We start from the raw sequence: 21,331 nt of genomic DNA, 5'->3' as shown, positions 1-21,331 counted from the left end.
AGGATGACGCCAATCCATGCTAATCAAAGGTCAGAAGGGGTCGACCTGGTCCGGGGTTACTTTATAGACTCCAGAAACTTAACCACTTCTTCGTCTTTCTGGAACGTACTCGTATCGAATGGCTGAACCATTGCGGATTCGGTAATGTCGAGGTACTGATCGAGACCCAGCTTTTTAACGCCGGAGACGTAGCCATCCCAATCCTTGTCAAGGGATTTATGCCCGACAATGAATTCGGCCGTCCATTGCTTTACATAATTATTGATGCTCGTCTTCAACTGAGCATAGGATTGCGAATCTTCGGGCTTGATCCATATGGAAGCGGGCACCACTTCCTTCGGTTGTTTGCCTGCATAATCCCTTAAGGTGTAATACTGAAGCAAGGCCTCCGAACCGGAACCGTCAGTCGCGAAAGGCGGCTTGGCCACAATGCCGTTTCGCCATTCTTCCGACTGATTGAACGGCCCCAGCTGGTCCCAACCCCAAGTAAAAGGACTTGGCGGCTGGGATGTCAAATTGTACGCTGCCTGAGTCCCCACCAATCCTTTCTCGCCTTCGTTGGCTTTGGACCAATACTTTCCTTCCGGACCAAGATTGGCGATCGTCGTTCCTTCTGTCGTCCACATGTAATCCAACAGCTTCATGATCGCGATTTTTTCATCCTCTTTGGCGCTGTTCGTAATCGCAAACACGGCGCCGCTGACGCCATTTCCTGCGAACGAGGCATACTGCACGCCGTCCGGCCCCGCTAAAGGAGGGATCGTCTCCCAATTTACGATGTCGCTCATATGGTCGGCACCGACAACGCAGTTCATACAACCCCAAGGAACCACGCCGACCTCATGGTTGATCGCCTGTTTTGCCAGCACGTCATTGGTTTGCGTGAAAGCGGCGGTGCTAATCAAACCTTTCGAATACAGGCCGTGAATATATTCAAGCCCTTGCCTCCACTGATCCTGGATCGGCGAGAATCCGATTTTGCCATCCGTAATGTTCAGATGATCGCCGCCATCGTCGTAGATGAAGGAATTCATGAGAAATGTAGTCGGATCGGAATTCCAGCCGTCCGTAGAGCCGGTTAAAGGCAAAATTCCGTTCTCTTTAAACACCTCAAGCATATGGTCGAAATCCTCCGTCGTCGCAGGGAGACTGAGATTGTATTTGTCCAGCAGCGGCTTATACACCCAAACCTTGTGCGAGTAATAGCAATGCAAGCAGTAATTATAGAACGGCAAGCCATAGACGTTTCCGTCCGGCGCGAATATCCCTTGCTTGAGAGCAGGCGTGTTCTGAATGGCGTTCCACACGTTTGGAGCATATTTTTGAATGAGATCGTTCAAGGGGATTAGCACGCCTTGCTTGCCGTACTTCAATAAATCAGCGTTGTTAAAGGACCCCGCCCAAAAAATATCGGGATATTGACCGCTTGCCAGAAGAATGGGCTGCTTCGTGCCTATGTCCGTATTAGGCACGACGGTCCAGTTAATATCGATATTAAACTTTTCTTCCGCATATTTCGTGAACCAGTTGGTATCCAGGTTACCGTTGAAGCTGGACGTACCGGCGAATAAATTCACGGAAACAGGCTTGGAGCTGTTGGATGCCGGTTGTGAACCGGATGAGTTGGAACTGTCATTGGAACTGGAAGCGCTGCCAGAATTATTTTGAGAACAAGCGGCAAGCAGAACGAGAAGCATAGTAGCAGCTAGGAATAGCGATAGCCATTTTTTTGCTTTCAACGCAAACACCCCTTTTTCGATTTGATTATCCTCGATATGCTGTGCCAAGCTTCACGGGCACGGAATCCCCTCCTTTCATAGTGTCTTCCCCGAATGTCATGTACCAGCCACCTCCACATCCTTTCATATAAATATTTGATTTCATCTCCTGCGAATTGCAGCCGTAGCACGCCAATGGCATCCCTCTCCATTTGTAAACGCTTCCATTTTATTCTCGTATAATGCCTCTATTCATAATCCGCTACTACGAACCATTTACTCACCTTATAAGGACAACCTTCCTCTTACTCTCAACTAAATAATAAAGGATGACTCACCGATATAAAATCTTGTATAATTCTTATAACATATAAAAAAATGAAAGTCGGTGATCCGTTGCAGCACTACATGAAACAGATGCTGGTGACGACCTTGGATCGTACCCTCCCTATCTTCATTGAATTAATGGGCTGGAATGAATGGCAGGAGGAATTCGTCCGACCGGATGGTTACCACTGTTACCATTGGCTGCAGACTACCGGCGGAAAAGGTTTGTTCGAATGTTCGGGTAAAACGATCACCTTGTCCGAGAATCAAGGCGTTCTGTTGCCGCCGCACGTTCCACACCGTTATGTAACGCTTACGCATCCTTGGTCGACCTGGTATATTACGTTCAATGGGAATTACGCCCCTTTTATTGTTTCTTCTCTGGGTCTGGCAACTTCGACCGTTATTCAATGGGAACCCCATTCTCCGCTGTCTTCCTTGCATAAAAGAAGCCGAAATTTGGCCTTGCGAAACTTGGATTTCAACGGAATGGACGGTTCCGCGTTCGTCTATCGATTTCTGATCAATCTGAAGCGATACGGACAAGTCGACAATCAACGTTCGCTTTCCCAGCATAATCTCAGGTTGATGCCCCTTTTCCGATTCCTTGACGAGAACTATTCCGATCCCAATCTTGGGTTGACCCATATGGCCGATTATGCCGGTGTCAGCCCCCAACAATTGAACTTCCTTTTTCGAACGGCCACGGGGATGAGCCCTTATCAATATCTCATCCACCTTCGCATTCTGAAAGCAAAGGAATTTTTAATCAACGAAGAAAAACTCACCATTAAGGCGATCGGCTTGTTGGTCGGCTTTCTGGATACGAGCCATTTTGTTTCTTCCTTTCGCAAACTTGAAAACATACCTCCGGGTCAGTATAGGAATATCCATCATAATCATGAATAACAACGCGTTATTTATCTGCCGCCGAGCATGCGCACACAACGGTCGAACTCATCGACAGGAGCACCGAGAACGCCAATAAAGCCGAGACCGTTGTGAGCCGGTCTCGGCTTAAAATGATGACATCCAGGCGGCGTGTCAGGAATCAATCCCTGAATTCTTGCGGCGTAACGCCAAAATGTTCCTTAAACACCTTGATGAAGTACGTCGGGTTTCTATAGCCTGAAAGGCTCGCCACTTCATAAATTTTGTGTCGGCTTTCCTTCAGCAAAAATACGGCCCTCTCCATCCGCAATCGCAGCAAGCAGTCGGAAAGATTCTCCCCTGTTTCTCGTTTGAATACTTTCGATACATGCGTGGGATGCATATAGACGTGATTGGCTATTGCCTGAAGCGAGACATCTTCCGATAAATGCTCCTGGACGAATTGCTGAATTTGAGCCACAAGCGAATGACGGGATTCGGATAACTCCGTGTTCATCTCTCCCTGCAGCCTGTCCAGCAAGCTTTTGGCCCAATACTCCAGTTCGCCCGCGCCTTTTATATCCATTTCCGCCTGCAAATCATAATCCGCGAGCAGTCTGCCGCATTTATGCACAAAGTAGGAGTACGCAGACTTTAACGAATAATGAATCTCGGACAAATGCTCCTTCGAACCAGAATACTTCCTCCGCCATTCGCAAAATATTTCCTCCAGCTTTTGGCTTGCGGCACTCCAATTTCCTGCTTCGAGCAAGTGCGCTAACAAAGGCGGTGAATATAACGAGGCAACGACATGGGACACCGGCTTCTCGCTATCTCCGCTAAGCCGGACCACAAGATCGCTGTCGTAACCGATTTGAGAACGTACCGTGGCCACGCAGCGTTGGTACAGATCTTCGACGAAAGCGGGAAACGTTCCTAGCGGTGACAGAATGACGGAAATGGTCAGATGAAGCAATTGACTGACGATTCGCCGCATCTCGTCTGCGAGTCGTTCTAGATCTCGCTCGTTCCTCATCTCCGCTCTGCGGTTCACGACGAACAAGATATGGCCATACAAATCCTCGCAGTTCCAGCTCTCGTAAACGTCAGCCAGCATTTCCTCGATAATGTTCGTCACGGCAAAGCCCATTACCATCATATCTGCAGGACGGTAACGATGGTCGTAATCCTCGATGCGAATCAGGATCAACGATACGGTGTCGCCGATCCGGATCGGGATACGGTATAAAAGCAATTGCTCGGCTAATTTTCGTTCCGGCCAAGATCGACCCTGAATCAGATTGTTCAGTAAATTGGAACGCAAGGAAGGCAGGTTGCGGTGCACCATCGCCTTCGACTGTACGTATTCCCTCATCCGCTCCCGTTCCGATAGCAACGTATCTACCGTTTCTTTCACGGCAGCGAGCAACTCGGCATCCTTGACGGGCTTGAGCAAATAATGTGAAGCCTTGTGCTTCAACCCCTCTTGAGCGTATTCAAACTCTGCATGGCCTGTAAGCAGCATGCATCTAATATGGGGCCGTTTGCTATTGATTGCGCGTATGAGCTCAATGCCGCTCATGCCGGGCATTCGAACATCGGTTATGACAATGTCCGGCTCCTCCCTGTCGATGACGTCAAGTGCCTGCCTGCCGGAATAGGCGGGAAAGACGTCGGTAATGCCCGTCTCTTCCCAAGCTATGCTTGCGATCATGCTCTCAACCATATGCTCCTCATCGTCAACAATCAGCAGTTTCACCGTCGCCCTCCTCTCTCCATAGAAGCTCTACCCGAAGTCCCGATGCAGCGTTTATCGAAAGCCTTAAACCGGATTCGTTTCCATAACGAAGCTGAAGCCGTCGATGCACGTTTCGCAAGCCGCAGCTATTCGACCATTCGTCGTTGGAACCTGCTAACATCTTCTGCAAAATAGAAAGCCGCTCCTTGGTCATAGCACTTCCGTTATCGTCTACGATCAGCGAATACCGATGATCCGAGTGATAGCCCGTTATCGAGATATCCCCTTCACCCTCCAGCGCTTCGATTCCGTGAATCAATGCATTCTCTACAATGGGTTGAAGGATTAATCGAGGAACGACAATGCCCATCATGTCGTTTTCCACATCTATTTCAAAGCGAATTCGATTCATCCGCATTCGATGAATGCTTAAATAGTCCGCCGCGTTCTTAAGTTCCTCCTCGAGCTTGACCAATTGATTCTCCACCCTGGTCGAGTAGCGATAATAATCGGACAAATGATAAGCCATCTCCAAGATCGCATCTTTTCGATTGAGCTTGGTCATGCTGATCATGTACGACAAGCTGTTGTATAAAAAATGCGGATTGATTTGCGATTGCAATTGTTTGAGCTCTGCTTCCCGAGCATGAATGCGCTGCTTCAGCACGTTCTCGATGAGCTGCTGGATCTGCTCTGCCATCTCATTGAATCTGGAGATAATAAGCCGGAATTCATTATTGGCCCGTAGCGAGATCCTATGTTTGTAATTCCCCATTTTGATGAATTGCACACCCTTGACGAGCGCGCGCAAAGGGACCTGGACATTGCGGTAAAGCACCCAGGATACGGCTATGCCAACGATGAGCAGCAATCCAAGGACAAGATAGGTGAAGCGATTGGTCATATGCAACGGCGTCAGAATCTCGGATAGCGGAACCATGCCTACTACATATCCCTCGAGTTCCCGCACCTCGGAATAAGCAAGGAGATAGGAAATGCCATTCCATTGAAATGTAATGTCGCCCTGATCCGCCAGCTGCGTTCGCTTCAATGCGAACACAGCTTCCCGAAGAAGATCCGGAGGGCAAGAACTTGACGATAACGAAACTTCGTTCGGCTTATAAAATAAGGCATCACCGTTGCCTTGAGACTTGAATTGATCTAAAGCCCGGATGATATTGCGCAAGTCAAAGCTGATCTCGATAATCGAATTCGCCTTTCTGATCCCGCCTTCCTTAACGTACGGTTCGACAGTCAGGTGGATCAGCTTGGCCTGCTCGTCGGCCTTCCCATCGTGCAAAACAAAATTCCAATTTTTCTCGCTCAGCTTCTGCAGACGCTCCGGATCGAATGCAGCGCCGTCAACGGTCGATATCGTTTGGCCTGATCGAGGAGAATACACGGTAATATCGTGAACCCAATCCGCAGAGGCGCTTTGCAGGTATAGCTTATCCTGAATGGTTTTGATTTTTTTGATTCGATCGTAATATCCGGAATCAAGCAAGGATAAATCCTGAAATTCAATGACGTTCGGATCGCGAATCAAAATTCGCGAGAAGGTCTCGAGTTGCAGAAGTACATTATCCATCTGCACGGCCAAGGTCGACAGCTGACCGATACTCGACTGCTTAATTTGCCCGGTTATTACTTTTTCATTGACTCTATTGGAATACAATAACAAAATCAATACGGGAAGTAGCAATAAAATGAGCGAAACGACTAGCTTGGAAAAAAGACTGCGTTCCTGGCTGTTCATTCTCTTCGGCTCCCTGGTTTTTGCCTAACTTTATTCCTTGACGGCCCCCATCGTCAACCCGTGAACGAAAAAGCGTTGCAAGAACGGATAAACAAGCAAGATCGGTAGTGCTCCGATCAGAATTTGAGAAGAACGAACCGTTCTTTCAGACAAGACCTGCAGCGTCCCGGGATCGATGTTCGTATTTCGCATGTCGCCGCCCTGGATGATCGTCTGTAAAAACGTTGCAAGCGGGTAATGTCGATAATCGGTGATATAAATCAATCCGTCAAACCACGAATTCCAGTGCCAGACCATCGCAAACAACGATAAGGTGGCCAAGGAAGGTAGAGATAGCGGGAGATAAATGGTCACCAAAGATCGCAAATATCCAGCTCCGTCCATATGGGCCGCTTCCTCCAGTTCCTTGGGTATAGCGCGGAAAAATTGCATCATCAGGATCGTGTTATAAACGTTCACGGCAGAAGGCAGGATCAGCGCCCACATCGTATTGGTCAAGTTAAGATTCGTCACAACCAAATAAGTGGGGATTAAACCACCGTTAAACAGCATCGTAAAGACGAAAAACCAGGAATAAAAAGCTCGTCCGGAAAACGTTCGCGATAGAACATATGCCGCCGTCACGGTCAAAGCCATAGAGAGTAGAGTCCCTGACAGCGTTCTCTCCACGGATTTGAGCAGCGAATGCAGGAATATAGGATTCTCAAGCGTTCGAGTATAGGCTTCCGCATTAAAGCCGACCGGCCAAAAAAAAACTTGGTTGGCGCTTGCAGCCGAGCTTGAACTGAGCGATACGGCTGCAACATGGACAAGCGGCAATATACACAGAATGGAGATTAAAGTGAGCAATGTCGCGTTAAAACCAGTAAACCAACGATATGCGATTGTTTTTCGATACATACGATTAGCCTCCTTTACTCAAAAAATTCGGTAATTGCCAAAGCGGTAGGCAAGCCGATAAGCCAGGACGATCAGAACGAGACCGACGGCGGACTTGAACAAGCCAACGGCAGTCGCGAAGCTGAACGAACCGTTCATGAGGCCGATCCGATATACGAAGGTATCGATAATATCTCCTTCTCGATAAACGAGCGGATTGTACAAATTGAAAATTTGGTCGAAGCCGGCATTCAGGATGTTGCCCAGCGCCAACGTTCCGACTACCAGAATTACCGGTACCAGCGCCGGCAAGGTGACATGAAATGTTTGTTTGAAGCGGCTCGCGCCGTCCATTTCCGCTGCTTCGTACAACGACATATTGATGCCGCTCATCGCCGCAAGATAGATAATCGTGGAGAATCCGAATTCTTTCCAAATATCGCTAACCACGACCGTAATTCTGAACCAAGTCCCGTTCCCCAGGAAAAAGACAGGATCGGCACCCAGATTAAATAATAAGTGATTTACGATCCCTTTGTTGCCCAGCATATCCGTCAAGATGCCGCCTAAAATAACCCAGGAAAGAAAATGCGGAAGGTAAACGAGCGTCTGGACGAATCGCTTAAAAAACAAAGCGCGAACTTCATTGAGGAGCAGGGCGAAAACGATTGGTACCGCAATATTGGCCGCTATCTTGAGAGAAGCGATAAGCAGCGTATTCCAAATCACTTGAACGCTGTCCGGATAAGTAAACATGTATTCAAAATGGCTCAACCCGACCCATGGGGAATGGAGATAACCGAGTCGAGGCTTAAAGTCCTCAAAGGCCATGACGAGCCCAGCCATCGGGTAATAATTAAACAGGAACAAACCAATTATGGACGGCAGGATGAGCAAATGCAGAGGAAGTTGCCGAATCATCTTACTCCTGCCCTTCTTCGTCTCCATCATGCAAGACATCTCCTTCATATCAACGTTAAGAAAAAACAGTAGGCTTACGTCGAACGAGGACCGTAAAGCCTACCATAAATCATCTCCTTATTCGTGTACCTCTTGGAACCACTCGTTCGCTTCTTTGGTAATGTCGTCCCCTCCGGACGCCTTCCACTTGGCTACGAAGCTGTCGAACGAATCAACGGGCTCTTGGCCGTAGATAATTTTCAGGAAGGTTTCGTCCTCCATTTTGCGGAGCAATTCTCCCTTTTGAGCCATTGTTTTCGTCGGATGTCCGGTAAACTGATCGAAGACCGAGGCTTGGTCGATATAGGTTTGCAAGACCGCGGCCGCTTGGGCCCACTTCTTCGGCCTGCTAGAGAAATACTTTTCGTACGGGGTTTCAGGCGCTTCTCCCCGGCCAAGCTTCGCCATGATTTCAAGCTCTTTTTTCGGCGTTTGGATATCGTTTCCATAGATCGTGTACTTCTTCACATCAACCCAACCGCCCGGAATTTTAGCTGGATCATATACAGGCTTGCCATCCACGAGGACATAATCGTATCCCTCCGCCCAACCGTTGGCGAATTCAGAGGATGGATCGTAGAAGCCTGGCCCCATTATGGCATCCAAATAGTCGAAGAAGGCCTTCATATTTTTGAAATCTTTACTGAAGTAGAAACGCACGGAAGATTGCGGCTCGCTGCCGAATCCCATCTTTCCGTCAACACCCGCCGGGATTGGCACCGGTTCATAATCGAACTTCATATCGCCGTTGAATGGATATTGGGCCATCCAGGTAGGTCCGAAAACCATGCCGGATTTACCTTGTACAAAGCTTTCCGCCGCTTTGGCTTCATCCATCGTTCCCGCGTCCTTGTCGAGATAACCTTTCTTCATCCACTCGCTAAGCTTGGCTAGCCCTTCCTTGACCGTCGGCTGTACGGAGCCATACTGAAGCTTTCCGTCAGTTCCCTCGGACCAATATGTCGGAATGGCCGAATGGCCGAATAAGAAATCGCTTGATGCCATGTAGGAATCCTTTACGGCCGTTACGCCTTTTTTTAGGGACATGGACAATCCGATGGTATCTTTGACTCCGTTGCCGTCGGGATCCTGGTTGACGAACGCGTCCATAACCTTCTCCATATCCTCGATGGTCTTCGGCGGCTGCAGTCCCAGTTTATCCAGCCAATCCTTGCGAATCCATAGAACGCTAAAGGAGCTCACGGCATTAAACGTAGGAAGGCCGTAATGTTTGCCGTCGTACGATACGGTGTTCCAAACTTCGGGGTACTTGGCGTATAGCTCTTTGATTCGAGGCGAAGCGTATTTGTCGAAGGCTTCGCCAATATCCATGACTCTTCCGGAATCGACCATCTGATTCTCCAGCGCCGGATCATTCAACGTAAAGACGTCCGGCAGCTTTTCGTTCGAGGTAAGCAGAAGACGAAGCTTAGTCGTGTACGCTTCTCCGGTTCCTACGGCCCAATCCTCCTTAAAGTTGATACCGAATTTTTCTTTGGCCCATCTGGTGTGAACATTATCTTCGATGGTCTCTCCGTTTTTGAATTTGTTATCGGAGCCTACGACTCTTCCCAAGGAGATCGTCACCTCTTTGGGGCTTCCCGTATCCTCATTGTTCGATTGGGCATTTTGCTCAGAGTTCGAAGCCGAACTGCAACCTACAACGGACATGAGGGCAATTCCCGTTACAAGCCCAACCCACGCCCGCTTCGTCAACCTTTTTTTCATCCAAAGACCTCCCATTAACGAATCTGGGTTTAGTATATCTTTCCTCGCCAGAATTCATATATATCAAAAATAAGAGAATTATATAAATATATTGGCTAATATTAATCAAACTCATTTTTTTATATGCTTCACGCCAAATCTTATATTTCATTTCATAATTACACAGATTATGATACCTCATGTATTTGAATATTTTTATATGGCGGTGATAGCTTTGTTATTTGCAGGAACCAATTACCATCCGCATGATTGGCCTCCGGAAAGATGGAGCCAGGATATTGATCTCATGCGAAAGGCTTCGTTCAAGATCGTTCGGCTTGGGCATTTGTGCTGGGATAGCTTTGAACCTGCCGAGGGAAATTATACATTCGAGTGGTTCGATGAGGTGATGGATCTTTTCCATGAAGCAGGTATCCGGGTCGTCCTTGATATCGCGACCCGCCCCGCGCCGACATGGCTGCATAAGAAATATCCCGAGATTGATCTTTCGGATCCGAGCGGTATTCGCTTAGAAGCGCAAACGAGATATATGGATGACATCGGCCATCCGACTTTTCAGGAATATGCTTTCAAGTTCGCAGAACGACTAGTACGTCGCTATCGCAATCACCCGGCGCTTTATGCCTTCGGCTTATGCAACGAACTCGGCTCGGGCTCGCCGTCTTATTCCTACAAGGCCCGAGACCGATTCGAGGCTTGGTTAAGGAACAAATATAACACCATCGAACAACTGAATCTGGCGTGGACGACTCAACGATGGTCCCGCAAGCTGAGCAGCTTTAACGACGTCGTATTGCCCGTCTCCGGCTCCATTCAAGGCTCTCCGGAACGATTACTGGATATGTGGCGCTTCTATTCCGACGAAACCTTAACCTATATGCACGATTTAAGCAAGCTTGTCAGACAATTGGCGCCGGATGTGCGGGAATCGACGAATCATTGGTCCGAAAACCCAGGGTACGGGTTCGACTATTTGAAGCAATACGAGGACATAATCGATCTTCCCGGGATCGGATTCTATCCTGGCACCAATCCGGAAGATCGCAGAGCTTTGATAGCGGCATGCTTCTTTATGGATCACCGGATAGGGGAACTCGACCGGCCGATCTGGTGCCTTGAATTCCAAACTGGAGACTTCGGAGGTTACGGTTCACCTCGAAAAGCTATGAGAATGTACGCTTACCTCTCCCTCGTTCACAGAGCTCAAGCGGTGTGCGCCTGGACCTGGCGCTCGATGCTGGGCGGCGAGGAACAGTACTTGTTTGGTCTAGTGGACCATGACGGCGTTCCGGGATGGAAGTACGAGGAGTTCAAACAGATTGCCGAGGAATTTAATCTGTTAGAGGATCGCGGTCTTCCGAGAAAGATTAAGCCCGAGATCGCCATCGCCTATTCGTTCGAAAGCTTGAAAGTGATGGCAGGCAACCGAAGCTTCTACAAGACGGAATATACGCAGCAAGTTTTGCACGCCTATGAAGCCCTTACGCTTGCCAATCTCGACTGCAATATCGTAAATTTGCGCCAGCTGCGTAAGGACTATAAAATCCTTATCGTGCCTGGACACGCCGTTATGGACCCGGCATCGGCAGCCACGATCCGCTCCTTCGCCGAGAACGGCGGCACCGTTATCATGACTGCCTATTCTGCAAAAGTCAACGAGCACAACCGCGTGTTCGACACGCCGCTGCCCGGAGAGCTTAGCGACGTATTCGGCATTCGCAGCGGCGCATTCATGAGAACCCGAAGCCATACCCCTGCAGAAAATGCTGGGGGTCTGGAGAAAACGGAGCTCGGCCTGGAACGTGAGAAACCGAGCATTTTCCTTGACGGATGCGAATATCAACCGGATATCGATTATTATGAAATACTTGAAATCCGCACAGCCGAAATTCTGGCGACATTCTCCAACACATTGGAGAAATCACCGGCTGTAACGCGGAACCGGTACGGTAAGGGTGAAGCTGTCTACGTTGCTATCCCTGCAAATACGCATTTTCTTGAACTACTCCTAAAGTCTTTCTATCCAGCGCTTGGAATACAGCCCGGTCCGGCCACTCCAATCGGCGTAGTCGCGCGTACGTTGGAAGACGGCTCTATACTCTATGTGAATACAACCGGTGCCGCTCAAACCGTGAAGCTCGAAACCCCGGGCTCCGGGCTTCTATCCGGCACAAGCTTCGTGAATTCGTTAACGTTGGACGCTTATGAAGTGGAGCTATTATTGAGTAATCAAACAGCTATCGAAAAGGAGAGTCGACTATGAATTCACCGATCCAAAACGCAGCCCGAATCGTTCCGTCCGCAAGACAGCTTGCCTGGCAGGAACTCGAGTTTTATTCCTTTATTCACTTTGGTGTCAACACCTACACGGACAAAGAATGGGGGCTTGGAGACGAGGATCCAACGATCTTTAATCCCGTGGAGTTTGACGCGAAACAATGGGTGGACGTCTGCAAGTCAGCGGGAATGAAAGGGTTGATTCTGACTTGCAAACACCATGACGGCTTCTGCCTCTGGCCCAGCGCCTTCACGGAGCATTCGGTTAAAAACAGCCCGTGGCGCGGCGGGAACGGAGATCTCGTCAAAGAAGTCGCCGATGCTTGCCGCGAAGGCGGGATCCGGTTCGGGGTTTATCTGTCTCCATGGGACCGCCATGATCAGCGTTACGGTTCTTCGTCGTACAATGACTATTTCAAAGATCAATTACGCGAATTACTGACTCAATATGGAGATATCTTCTGCGTCTGGTTCGATGGCGCGTGCGGCGAGGGACCGAATGGTCTGAAGCAGGTTTATGATTGGGACGGTTACTATGAGGTCATCCGCGAATGTCAACCTAACGCAGTGATATCGGTCTGCGGTCCCGATGTTCGATGGTGCGGCAACGAGGCGGGGCACACCCGAGAGTCCGAATGGAGCGTCGTTCCTGCGGAGCTTCAGGATTGCGAGAAAATTCAAGAAAATTCGCAGCATGTAGACGACGGCGAATTCTCTAAACGCGCGAATTCCCGCGATGAGAATTTAGGCAGCAGAGATGCCATCGCTGGGAAAGACAAGCTGATCTGGTATCCAGCCGAGGTGAATACGTCGATTCGGCCAGGCTGGTTCTATCATGCCTCCGAGGACGAGCAGGTTCGGAGCTTGGAGGAGCTATTGAATATTTATTATAAATCAGTCGGCGGAAATGCGACGTTTCTGCTGAATCTCCCTCCTGATATGCGTGGACTAATTCATGAAAACGACGCGAGGCGAATGGCAGAGCTCGGACAGACGATCCGTTCTACGTTCCAGCATAATCTCGCTTCTAATGCACACGCATCGGCAACGGAAGTCCTCAACGAGAACCATGCGGTTGATCGACTATTCGACGGCAACAAGGATACCTTTTGGTGCCCCCGCGAAGGGACGGAGCATGCCTCGATCGAGATTGATCTCAAAGAGGAGCAGACCTTTGATACGATCGTCCTAAAAGAGCAGGTGTTATCCGGTCAACGAATCGAAAAAGTGAGACTGGAATATCTGGATCAAGGTATTTGGAAACCTCTCATCGAATGCACGACCATCGGCTACAAGCGCATCTGCCGATTCACGCCGGTCTCGGCAAGACATATTCGACTGACGATCGAGGAATCCCGCTGGTTCCCTACTCTCTCGGCATTCGAAGTTTATCTGAGTCCCCGGAGCGTTACGGCATCATAACCATCCACTAGTCAAGTAGACATCAATTAATAGCTTCTAAGTTGCGACTGCTTCTCGGTATTCTACTGGGGAGCGGTCGTTTTTTTCTTAGACCTATACAGGCTATACTCCTTTTAAAAAATAAAAACTCCAGATGAACTGGAGCTTCATTGGTACGGTTCTACGGAAGCATTTATCCGCTTGCATCAGAAAGGCGTCGTTGCTTTCTTTCTTCTCGCACCACAGATCTTCAACTAATTCAACCTTTTACGGACCCGTTAGTCATACCTGCAATTATGAACCGCTGCCCAAGCAAATAAATAATTACGATCGGCAAAATCGTCAATAGAATATCCGCACTCACCAGATTCCACGATTGCTGGAATTGTCCGAAGAAATTATAAACAGCCAAGGTCATCGGCCATTTTTGGGCGCTATTCAAGTAGTAGAGCGGCAATACAAACTCATTCCACGTATTAAGGAAGGAAAGTATAAAGACCGTAACTACTGCCGGTTGAAGCATGGGGAAGATCACTGAAAAGAACAATCTTTTCGGACCGCAGCCATCGATAACGCCCGCCTCGTCAAGTTCTTTCGGCAATGATCCGATAAAACCATAAATAATAAATACACTAAACGGAATTTGGGTTACCATATAAAGCACGATAATCCCCGCTCTGGTATTAAGTAATTCAGTCCATTTCATAACATCGATTAAAGTGAAATAGTTTAACGGTAACGCGATCCCCATGATAATAAATAAATATAAAAATCGGTTCAAACGCGTTCTATTGCGAACCAGAACAAAAGCAGCCATTGCGGAAATGAAAATACAAACGAATGAAGAGATACTCGAATACATCAAACTATTCAAAAACGAGTGGCTCAGCTTCCCTTTTTCTATAACTGTCGTGAAATTTTCAAACTGTATCCGGCGTGGCAAAGCAAAATTCATCGAACTGGATTCGGAAACGGTTTTCACTGCATTTATAAAGATGAGCAAAACAGGGATAACAGCAATAAGGCTGATAATCCATACGGTAATATTCTGAATCAGACTTTTTATAACTATGCTTTTTATCACCCGTTGTACTCCTCTCTCGACATTAACCTGATCGCTACATATCCTAAAATCGTCATAATGACAAACAACACCGTAATTAAAGCCGTACCTACACCGTAGCTCCCGAGAGAAAACTGACTGAACACCTGCGTATATACGACATCCGTCGTGTAACCTGGTCCTCCATTTGTAAGCACATAAACCGTATCGAAAATTTTAAGGCCGTAAAGTAGATTTAATACCGTTGTAACGGTTAGTGCAGGCAAGAGCAGGGGGAGCGTGATAAATCTGAACTTCATCATTGCAGTTGCCCCGTCAATTTCCGCCGCCTCATAATATGAATGCGAAATGGACTGAAGGCCTGCCAACAAGATAACCATGATGTATCCTGTGCCTTTCCACACGTCGACCGCAATGATGGATTTAAATGCCCATTGCACGTCCGTCAGCCATTGTTGCGTCCATTGGCCCAAACCGATCGTCCTTAGAGCCTCGTTGATCAATCCATACTCCGGATTAAAAATGGATTTGAAAATGATGCCTACAACAAGCATTGGGATTATAGCGGGCATAAATATGAGGACACGATGAAGATTTTTAAATTTGATTTTTTTATTCACGAGCTCAGCTAGAAACAAACCAATAACGGTTTTTAAAATGATCGTAGAAATCGTAAACACAATGGTATTTTTAATGCCATGCAAGTAATTCTCGTCGGAAGAAAAGATGGTGGCAAAGTTATCGAATCCGATAAAATGGGTCACTCTCGAATAGCTGTTCCAATCCGTAAAGGACAAAAAAATTCCCATCAAGCTTGGAATTACGGCGAATACCAGATAAAAAACCAATGCAATCGCAATGAAATAAAAAGGATACATACGTTTAGTCATGAATTAGTCCCGTTCCTCCCTACAGAAGACAAGAAACAAGGCTCGATATAACCATGGTCATGATCGAGCCCTTTCTCGTCTCATTTCTTATTTCCAGTTCGCGTCCTTTGCAGTTTTCGCTTGCTGTTCCCTTCTTTTATCAATGTTCTTCAATACATCTTTCGGTGTTAGTTGTTTGACCATCATTGCGGACATGTCTTTTCCAATATCTGTCCATTGCGGATTGAAGTAATTGATAGCCGTTTGATAGACAGTTCCTGTCTTCTTGCCATAGGTATCAAAAAATTCTTGTTGGTCAGCGTTGAATTTGGCTTTGACTCCTGGAAAGTTAAGCGCCGTAAATTTCGGCTCGTTGTCCAGGTAATATTGCATATTCTCGGGTTGTGCCAAGAAAGCGAAATATTGCTTGGCTTCTTCGATATGCTTGGATGTGCTGGAAATAAACTTGCTCGGTGCCGCCGGATTGACATTAAGATCCTGGTTGTCATTGAGCGGGATTGGGAAGAACCCGTAGTCGGATGCATGGCTGCCGGGAACCGCGCTTTCAATTTGGGCAGGCAAGCCTATCGTGTACAGCGTCATTGCATACTTGCCGGCAGCCATATTCTTTTCCGTATCGACGTAGGTATTGGAAAGTGCATTTTCACCGAAATACCCCTTTTGCGTAAGTTCGTTAAATTGCGTAAGCGACTGCTCAAGCACTGCTGCATCCTCGAACTTTTCTTGATTCTTGATCAACTTGTCGGCGAGGCCGGGATCTTGCTCTTGGTATCTTACGCCAAGTTCAGGGAACCAAAGGACATGATGCCAACCGTCGGAGACCGGTTCATAAATCGGCGTCACGCCGGAAGCTTTGATTTTTTCGCATGCGGCGAGAAATTCCGCATAGCTATGAGGAACGTTTAGACCGAGGTCTGCAAATATTTTTTTGTTGTATACCATAATCCAACTGGAGCTAGGATCCCAAATTGTTAACGCATACACTTTCGAATTCCAAGTTGCTTGTTCAATGTAAAGAGGATCTTCCCGCTTCACCCATTCTTCGTTGGTTAAATCGACTGCATTATTCTCAACATCGTATAGCGGTCCCAAATCAAATTTACCGCTCTGACCGCCGAATATATCCGGCGCTTCGCCTGCGGCCATCTTCGCTTTAAGTACATTGGAGTATTGATCCGAAGGAACGATCTGGTAGTCGATGTGAACCCCCGTTTGCTCTTCGAATTTTTCGGCCAACTTCATTTCCGAATCTTTAATCCAGTCTTGGCTCGCCAGATAAGACAACGTTACGTCCTTTTTGGCAGGAGCCGAGTTCTCATTCGATGACGTGCCGGATTCATTAGTCGGGTTAGCCGAGGAATCCGAAGGTGAATTCGAATTTTCGTTGTTTCCATTTGTGCCGCAAGCGCCGAGAATGCCGCTAACTAGACCAAGTACCAAAAGCGTGCTTGCTATTTTTTTCAAAACCAATCTCCCCTTTTCAGTATTGTAACCGCATTCAGCATATTGCCTTTTCATTATAATAAAGCGCTATCAATGGCTCCATGCACACGCTTGTGTATTTTTTTTGTACTAATTTGCCGAGGGAGTTGACAGGCTTGCCTAGGGGTTGACATGTAAATCATGCTGGATGCATAATTGGAAGCAATTCGTTTTATATGAACGGGGGATGAATTTTGATACGAAAACCGCGTTCCATCCGTTCGATATTGTTTCTTACTTACTCGTCGATTATATTAATTGGAATCGCTTTATTATTTGTGCTTTTTTATTTGTGGTCATCTAATTTGTTGAAAAAGGAAGCTTTTAACTCCATTTCCGAATTATCCGCGTCGCTGCAAAAACAGTTGGATTTAGAGGTACAGAAACTGGATTCCGTATCCGTCAGCATCTTGTATTCAAATCTGATTTCAGATCGAATCTCAGAGTACGATCTTCCGAGCACGAATACGGATCTCCCCTACGGACCGGAACAGGACCTCAATCGCCTAAACAAATCTAAAACGGATCTTTACGATATTTTGGTTGCCCTCGTTGGTCCTTCTTATCCGGTACAACAAGTGTATCTGCACTTATTTTCCGGTGTTTCTATCGGGGTAGGCTTTGATAATAGCCAGAGGCGCATCGACTTACCCTCTCAACCGTGGTTTCATGCCGTTAATGAAAACAAGAAACAGAAACTATTCAGGGTATCAGTTTCGGACACCGGTTCCCTGAGTCTGAAAAACAATGTTTCATTATCCTTATTTCGTTATTTCTCCGATAAATACAACACGCCCAAGGGTATTGTAGAAGTAAAGCAAAGCTACGACAAAATATTTGGAAGCTTTATCCAGTTGAAGAAAAACAACCCCTCGCTCAAAAGCGTACTCATATACTCCAATTCCGGGGAAATCGTATATCCTCGTGTTCCAACTAAACAAGATCAACAAATCGTAGATCAGATCCAGAAAAATTCTTCCATCAACAACTCATCAGATAAACAAACGTTTATTAACGACCCCGTCACGAATGACAAGATTCTATTGACGATGGAACATTCCGACTTGACCAACTGGAGTATCGCAGTCATGATTTCCAACAAGTCTTTGTTGTCCCCCCTTAATAAATTCACAAAAATCGCCATCTTCGTGACATTCATTATCTTATTATTTCTAATTATTTTGTCTTACTACGCTTCAAAAAAAATTACAGGACCTTTACATTCACTCAATAAGACCATAAAAGCAATGAGTTTGGAATCTCTCGTTTCAGGAGCAACCGTTGAACTGAATAGCGGAATGAATGAGTGGGACAGGCTGAACGCATCGTTCATTAAGATGAATTCTCGGTTGAAAGAATCGTTCGAGCAGTTGCTGCTTTCGCGCACGCAAGAACTCCAAGCCAAGATGACCGCACTTCAGTCGCAAATGAATCCTCATTTTCTATATAACTCTTTAGCGACAATAAGCGCGATGGCCTATGAAAAGATGCATGACCAAATAATTCTCATGTGTGACAACCTTTCTGACATGATGAGATATATTGCAGCCGATGATAGTTCCTTGGTGGAAATGCAAACAGAGATTCACTATACCGAAATGTATCTGACATGCATGAAGCTTCGTTACGGCGATATGCTTACTTGCAAGATTGATTTCAATACTTCGCTTCAACACATTCATATCCCTAAAATTATCATTCAACCGCTAGTCGAAAATGCCCTGAAATACGGCACAAAAACAAGCCCTCCTTGGCTGATTTCCGTCAACGGCAAAGTTGTTGAAAATCGTTGGATTATTGAAGTCAAAGATAATGGCCATGGTTTCGATGAGCAAGAACTCTCTCGGTTCTATGCGCAACTTCGCCATATTGAACAAACCAATGTTCTTCCGGCGCTAAAGTTGCAAGGTATGGGATTGCTTAACGTATTCATTCGATTAAAATTGCATTTCGGAAATCAAATGTATTTCGATGTTCGTAATTTACCGGATCGCGGCGCCGTTGTTACAATCGGTGGACCGCTATATTTCAAGAAAAAGGAGGTGTAATTGCATGAATCCGATTCATGTAATCGTAGCCGAAGACGAACCTTTATTGCTTAAAACTCTTGTTGACCAAATTCAGCGTACAGATGAATTATTTCGTGTGATTTGTGCCGCAAGAGATGGAGAATATGCTCTTAACCATATGAAAAATGTCCAAGTGCCCGATATGATCGTGACCGATATTACCATGCCGGTTATGGATGGAATCGAATTGATAAACATAGTGGAAAGAGACTACCCTCAGGTAAAAAAAGTTATCATCAGCGGTTTCAGTGAGTTTGAATACGCGCGACAAGCTTTAAAAATGAACGTTATTGATTACCTCCTCAAACCCGTCAAAAAGAAAGAACTTGAACAGGTTCTTTCAAAGTTAAAAATGATTTTTGAGAACGAAAGAATGGCGTTAAAATCACCGAATCCATTAGCGAATCGGAAATACTCCCCAGAGGACATCGTAAATACCGTAGCGGAGTTTATTAAATCCAACTACTCCCGAGAATTGAGTTTGGAAGATATAGCAAAGCAATTCAACATTAACGCGCCGCATTTAAGCAAGTCTTTCTTAAAATACGCAGGAGAAACGCCTTCAAAGTACATTATGTCGCTTAGAATAAACGAAGCGAAACATTTACTGTCATTGAAAAAAGAACTCTCCGTGAAAGAAGTCGGAGCAGCGGTTGGCTATCCCGACCCGTTTTATTTCAGCCGCATCTTTAAACAATTGACCGGATTAGCGCCTAAAGAGTATAGAAATCGCTTAGAACAATGAAGATCGGTCACTCTCCTGACAGCTGTTACCGTTTCATCTCTCACTGTCGCGGTACGCCACGAAAATCGGAATTCGATCCTGAAGAGCCCTCTTAACAGATGTTTAATCATCCGTTAAGAGGGCTGTATTTTCAATCTTCCTTATGCCGACATTTTCGTCGAAATTGCCTCGCGCTCCGTTTTAATCCACTCCCATTGACCCGTTGCCATTCTATAGAAGGCGATACCTGAGGCCGCTATCCATACGGCCGCCGTGTAGATCGAAAAGGCAGCCACTAATCCAGGAGCGGCATACCAAGGAATTTTAATTCCGGCTGCTCTGCCGTATGACGGTAGGAAGATCAGCTGAATGGAGAACGCCATGAGAAGCTGAACGGTTACCGGAACCCAACTGCCAAACTGTCCAAGCCAACTCATCGTGTCACTGTAGGTGTAAACCCAGCCGAATATAGAAGCGATCCCCACGGCATAATCAGCTGCCAGAATTAAAGGGATGACAATCATCATTAGATAAAGCGTAGCATCCAGCTTGGTTATGAGGCGGCTATCGCTGCGCCACAATGCGCCGATTCGTTTCCATACTTGATAGTGCCCTTGAACCCACCTTGATCGCTGCTTCAATAAGCTCCTGAAATTAGTTAACCCATGCTGTACCACAGGTGTTTGACCAGTAAAACAAATGCGTTGGCCTTGACCCGTCAAGGCCATGCCCAAGTCAATGTCTTCCGTTAAAGCTCGACTCCATGGACGATCACCCAACGTCTTCATCGCACGATAGCGGGTAAACTGCCCATTCCCCCCCATCGCGACCGAAGAAATCCAGTTTCGAGCTTTCTGAATAAAATGAAAAAACGCCCGAAATTCAATGTCCTGCATAAGCAACCACAGACTCTCGTTCGCTCCTTTAATCGACACTGGAGCTTGTACGGCTCCGACGTCCGATGCGGATTGAAACGCGGCCGTTACCTCGCTGATTACATTCTGATGTAAGTATACGTCTGCATCCGTTACGCCAACAATGATTTGATCGTCATTCAAATCCGGAAACCAGTCCTTAAATTGCGTTTGAGCCCACGCATACGCCATGTTTAGGGCCATTCCCTTCCCTTGGCGCGCTTCGGGACTCCTACGTTCGAACAAATGAATCCGATCCCCTGCGTGCGCGCGAACCATGTCACCCGTTCCATCATCGGAGCCATCGTCAATAACCACAACATGCAATCGAGCACGAAGTTTCTTCATCTGCGCGCATGTATCGCCAATAACCATGGCCTCATTCAAAGCAGGTACAAGCAAAACGAATCCGAATGCATCGTGATCGGGAGCAGGCGTCTTGAACTTCTTAAACGACCATATATACATCACCAAGTAATAGAGAGAGATTAATCCGAAAATCACAATGAAAATATCCGCGTTTACAGACATTTGC

Annotated in this window: 15 protein-coding genes; 5 read left to right on the top strand and 10 right to left on the bottom strand. The window is 46.8% G+C overall.

The features are described from left to right. Positions 1-56: 56 nt before the first annotated feature. A complete protein-coding gene (locus tag GT019_RS30555) occupies positions 57-1,787 on the bottom strand; it encodes a type 2 periplasmic-binding domain-containing protein (protein WP_161747240.1) in 1,731 nt (576 codons plus the stop codon). 339 nt (positions 1,788-2,126) lie between these two features. Here GT019_RS30555 and GT019_RS30550 point away from each other — a divergent pair, with 339 nt between their 5' ends. Next, complete coding sequence (locus GT019_RS30550) at positions 2,127-2,954, top strand: AraC family transcriptional regulator (RefSeq protein WP_161747239.1); 828 nt, start codon at positions 2,127-2,129, stop codon at positions 2,952-2,954. 142 nt (positions 2,955-3,096) lie between these two features. Here the strand turns inward: GT019_RS30550 and GT019_RS30545 are convergent, their stop codons facing one another. The 5 genes from GT019_RS30545 to GT019_RS30525 all read right to left on the bottom strand — a co-directional run bounded on the left by GT019_RS30545 (position 3,097) and on the right by GT019_RS30525 (position 9,976). Beyond that, entirely contained in the window at positions 3,097-4,674 is a 1,578-nt protein-coding gene (locus GT019_RS30545) for a response regulator transcription factor (RefSeq protein WP_161747238.1), read from the bottom strand. Further along, entirely contained in the window at positions 4,655-6,409 is a 1,755-nt protein-coding gene (locus GT019_RS30540; RefSeq protein ID WP_161747237.1) for a cache domain-containing sensor histidine kinase, read from the bottom strand. The genes GT019_RS30545 and GT019_RS30540 overlap by 20 nt, the downstream gene beginning before the upstream one ends. Before the next feature lie 30 nt (positions 6,410-6,439). Then, positions 6,440-7,309 (bottom strand): carbohydrate ABC transporter permease, encoded by an 870-nt coding sequence (locus GT019_RS30535; RefSeq protein ID WP_161747236.1) that lies wholly within the window; start codon positions 7,307-7,309, stop codon positions 6,440-6,442. Positions 7,310-7,327: 18 nt separating this feature from the next. Continuing rightward, a complete protein-coding gene (locus GT019_RS30530) occupies positions 7,328-8,239 on the bottom strand; it encodes an ABC transporter permease (RefSeq protein WP_235949614.1) in 912 nt (303 codons plus the stop codon). 87 nt (positions 8,240-8,326) lie between these two features. Beyond that, positions 8,327-9,976 (bottom strand): extracellular solute-binding protein, encoded by a 1,650-nt coding sequence (locus GT019_RS30525; protein ID WP_161747235.1) that lies wholly within the window; start codon positions 9,974-9,976, stop codon positions 8,327-8,329. A gap of 169 nt (positions 9,977-10,145) precedes the next feature. On the opposite strand from GT019_RS30525, the gene GT019_RS30520 reads away from it, so the two are divergent. Further along, positions 10,146-12,239 carry a beta-galactosidase gene (locus GT019_RS30520; protein WP_328804083.1) on the top strand — a complete coding sequence of 698 codons (2,094 nt, stop codon included), beginning with the start codon at positions 10,146-10,148 and terminating at the stop codon, positions 12,237-12,239. Continuing rightward, positions 12,236-13,675 carry an alpha-L-fucosidase gene (locus tag GT019_RS30515; protein WP_161747233.1) on the top strand — a complete coding sequence of 480 codons (1,440 nt, stop codon included), beginning with the start codon at positions 12,236-12,238 and terminating at the stop codon, positions 13,673-13,675. Before GT019_RS30520 ends, GT019_RS30515 begins: the two co-directional genes overlap by 4 nt. A gap of 238 nt (positions 13,676-13,913) precedes the next feature. Here the strand turns inward: GT019_RS30515 and GT019_RS30510 are convergent, their stop codons facing one another. From GT019_RS30510 to GT019_RS30500, 3 genes are all read right to left on the bottom strand, one after another. Further along, positions 13,914-14,738, bottom strand: a complete 825-nt coding sequence (locus GT019_RS30510) for a carbohydrate ABC transporter permease (protein ID WP_328804079.1) — start codon at positions 14,736-14,738, stop codon at positions 13,914-13,916. Beyond that, entirely contained in the window at positions 14,735-15,607 is an 873-nt protein-coding gene (locus GT019_RS30505; protein WP_161747232.1) for a carbohydrate ABC transporter permease, read from the bottom strand. Before GT019_RS30505 ends, GT019_RS30510 begins: the two co-directional genes overlap by 4 nt. An 87-nt stretch (positions 15,608-15,694) precedes the next feature. Continuing rightward, positions 15,695-17,071 carry an ABC transporter substrate-binding protein gene (locus GT019_RS30500; protein WP_161747231.1) on the bottom strand — a complete coding sequence of 459 codons (1,377 nt, stop codon included), beginning with the start codon at positions 17,069-17,071 and terminating at the stop codon, positions 15,695-15,697. 212 nt (positions 17,072-17,283) lie between these two features. Between GT019_RS30500 and GT019_RS30495 the strand changes: the two genes are divergently transcribed. Both GT019_RS30495 and GT019_RS30490 read left to right on the top strand, forming a co-directional pair. Continuing rightward, positions 17,284-19,137: a sensor histidine kinase gene (locus GT019_RS30495; protein ID WP_161747230.1), complete on the top strand. Its 1,854-nt coding sequence runs from the start codon at positions 17,284-17,286 to the stop codon at positions 19,135-19,137. Between the two features lie 4 nt (positions 19,138-19,141). Then, entirely contained in the window at positions 19,142-19,903 is a 762-nt protein-coding gene (locus GT019_RS30490; RefSeq protein WP_161747229.1) for a response regulator transcription factor, read from the top strand. A 140-nt stretch (positions 19,904-20,043) separates the two neighbouring features. Here the strand turns inward: GT019_RS30490 and GT019_RS30485 are convergent, their stop codons facing one another. Next, entirely contained in the window at positions 20,044-21,327 is a 1,284-nt protein-coding gene (locus GT019_RS30485) for a glycosyltransferase family 2 protein (protein WP_161747228.1), read from the bottom strand. Between the last annotated feature and the right edge of the window lie 4 nt (positions 21,328-21,331).

It is taken from the genome of Paenibacillus glycinis (assembly GCF_009909185.1).
In the GTDB taxonomy this organism is placed as follows: Bacteria; Bacillota; Bacilli; order Paenibacillales; family Paenibacillaceae; genus Paenibacillus_Z; species Paenibacillus_Z glycinis.
The sequence above is the reverse complement of the archived record's forward strand: the minus strand, read 5'-3'. Positions and strand labels throughout refer to the sequence as shown.

Bases quoted from the DNA above. Each gene is read 5' to 3' on its own strand.
- GT019_RS30550 (WP_161747239.1), top strand. From the start codon at position 2,127: ATGAAACAGATGCTGGTGACGACCTTGGATCGTACCCTCCCTATCTTC.
- GT019_RS30540 (WP_161747237.1), bottom strand. From the start codon at position 6,409: ATGAACAGCCAGGAACGCAGTCTTTTTTCCAAGCTAGTCGTTTCGCTC.
- GT019_RS30535 (WP_161747236.1), bottom strand. From the start codon at position 7,309: ATGTATCGAAAAACAATCGCATATCGTTGGTTTACTGGTTTTAACGCG.
- GT019_RS30530 (WP_235949614.1), bottom strand. From the start codon at position 8,239: ATGATGGAGACGAAGAAGGGCAGGAGTAAGATGATTCGGCAACTTCCT.
- GT019_RS30525 (WP_161747235.1), bottom strand. From the start codon at position 9,976: ATGAAAAAAAGGTTGACGAAGCGGGCGTGGGTTGGGCTTGTAACGGGA.
- GT019_RS30520 (WP_328804083.1), top strand. From the start codon at position 10,146: ATGATACCTCATGTATTTGAATATTTTTATATGGCGGTGATAGCTTTG.
- GT019_RS30515 (WP_161747233.1), top strand. From the start codon at position 12,236: ATGAATTCACCGATCCAAAACGCAGCCCGAATCGTTCCGTCCGCAAGA.
- GT019_RS30505 (WP_161747232.1), bottom strand. From the start codon at position 15,607: ATGACTAAACGTATGTATCCTTTTTATTTCATTGCGATTGCATTGGTT.
- GT019_RS30490 (WP_161747229.1), top strand. From the start codon at position 19,142: ATGAATCCGATTCATGTAATCGTAGCCGAAGACGAACCTTTATTGCTT.
- GT019_RS30485 (WP_161747228.1), bottom strand. From the start codon at position 21,327: ATGTCTGTAAACGCGGATATTTTCATTGTGATTTTCGGATTAATCTCT.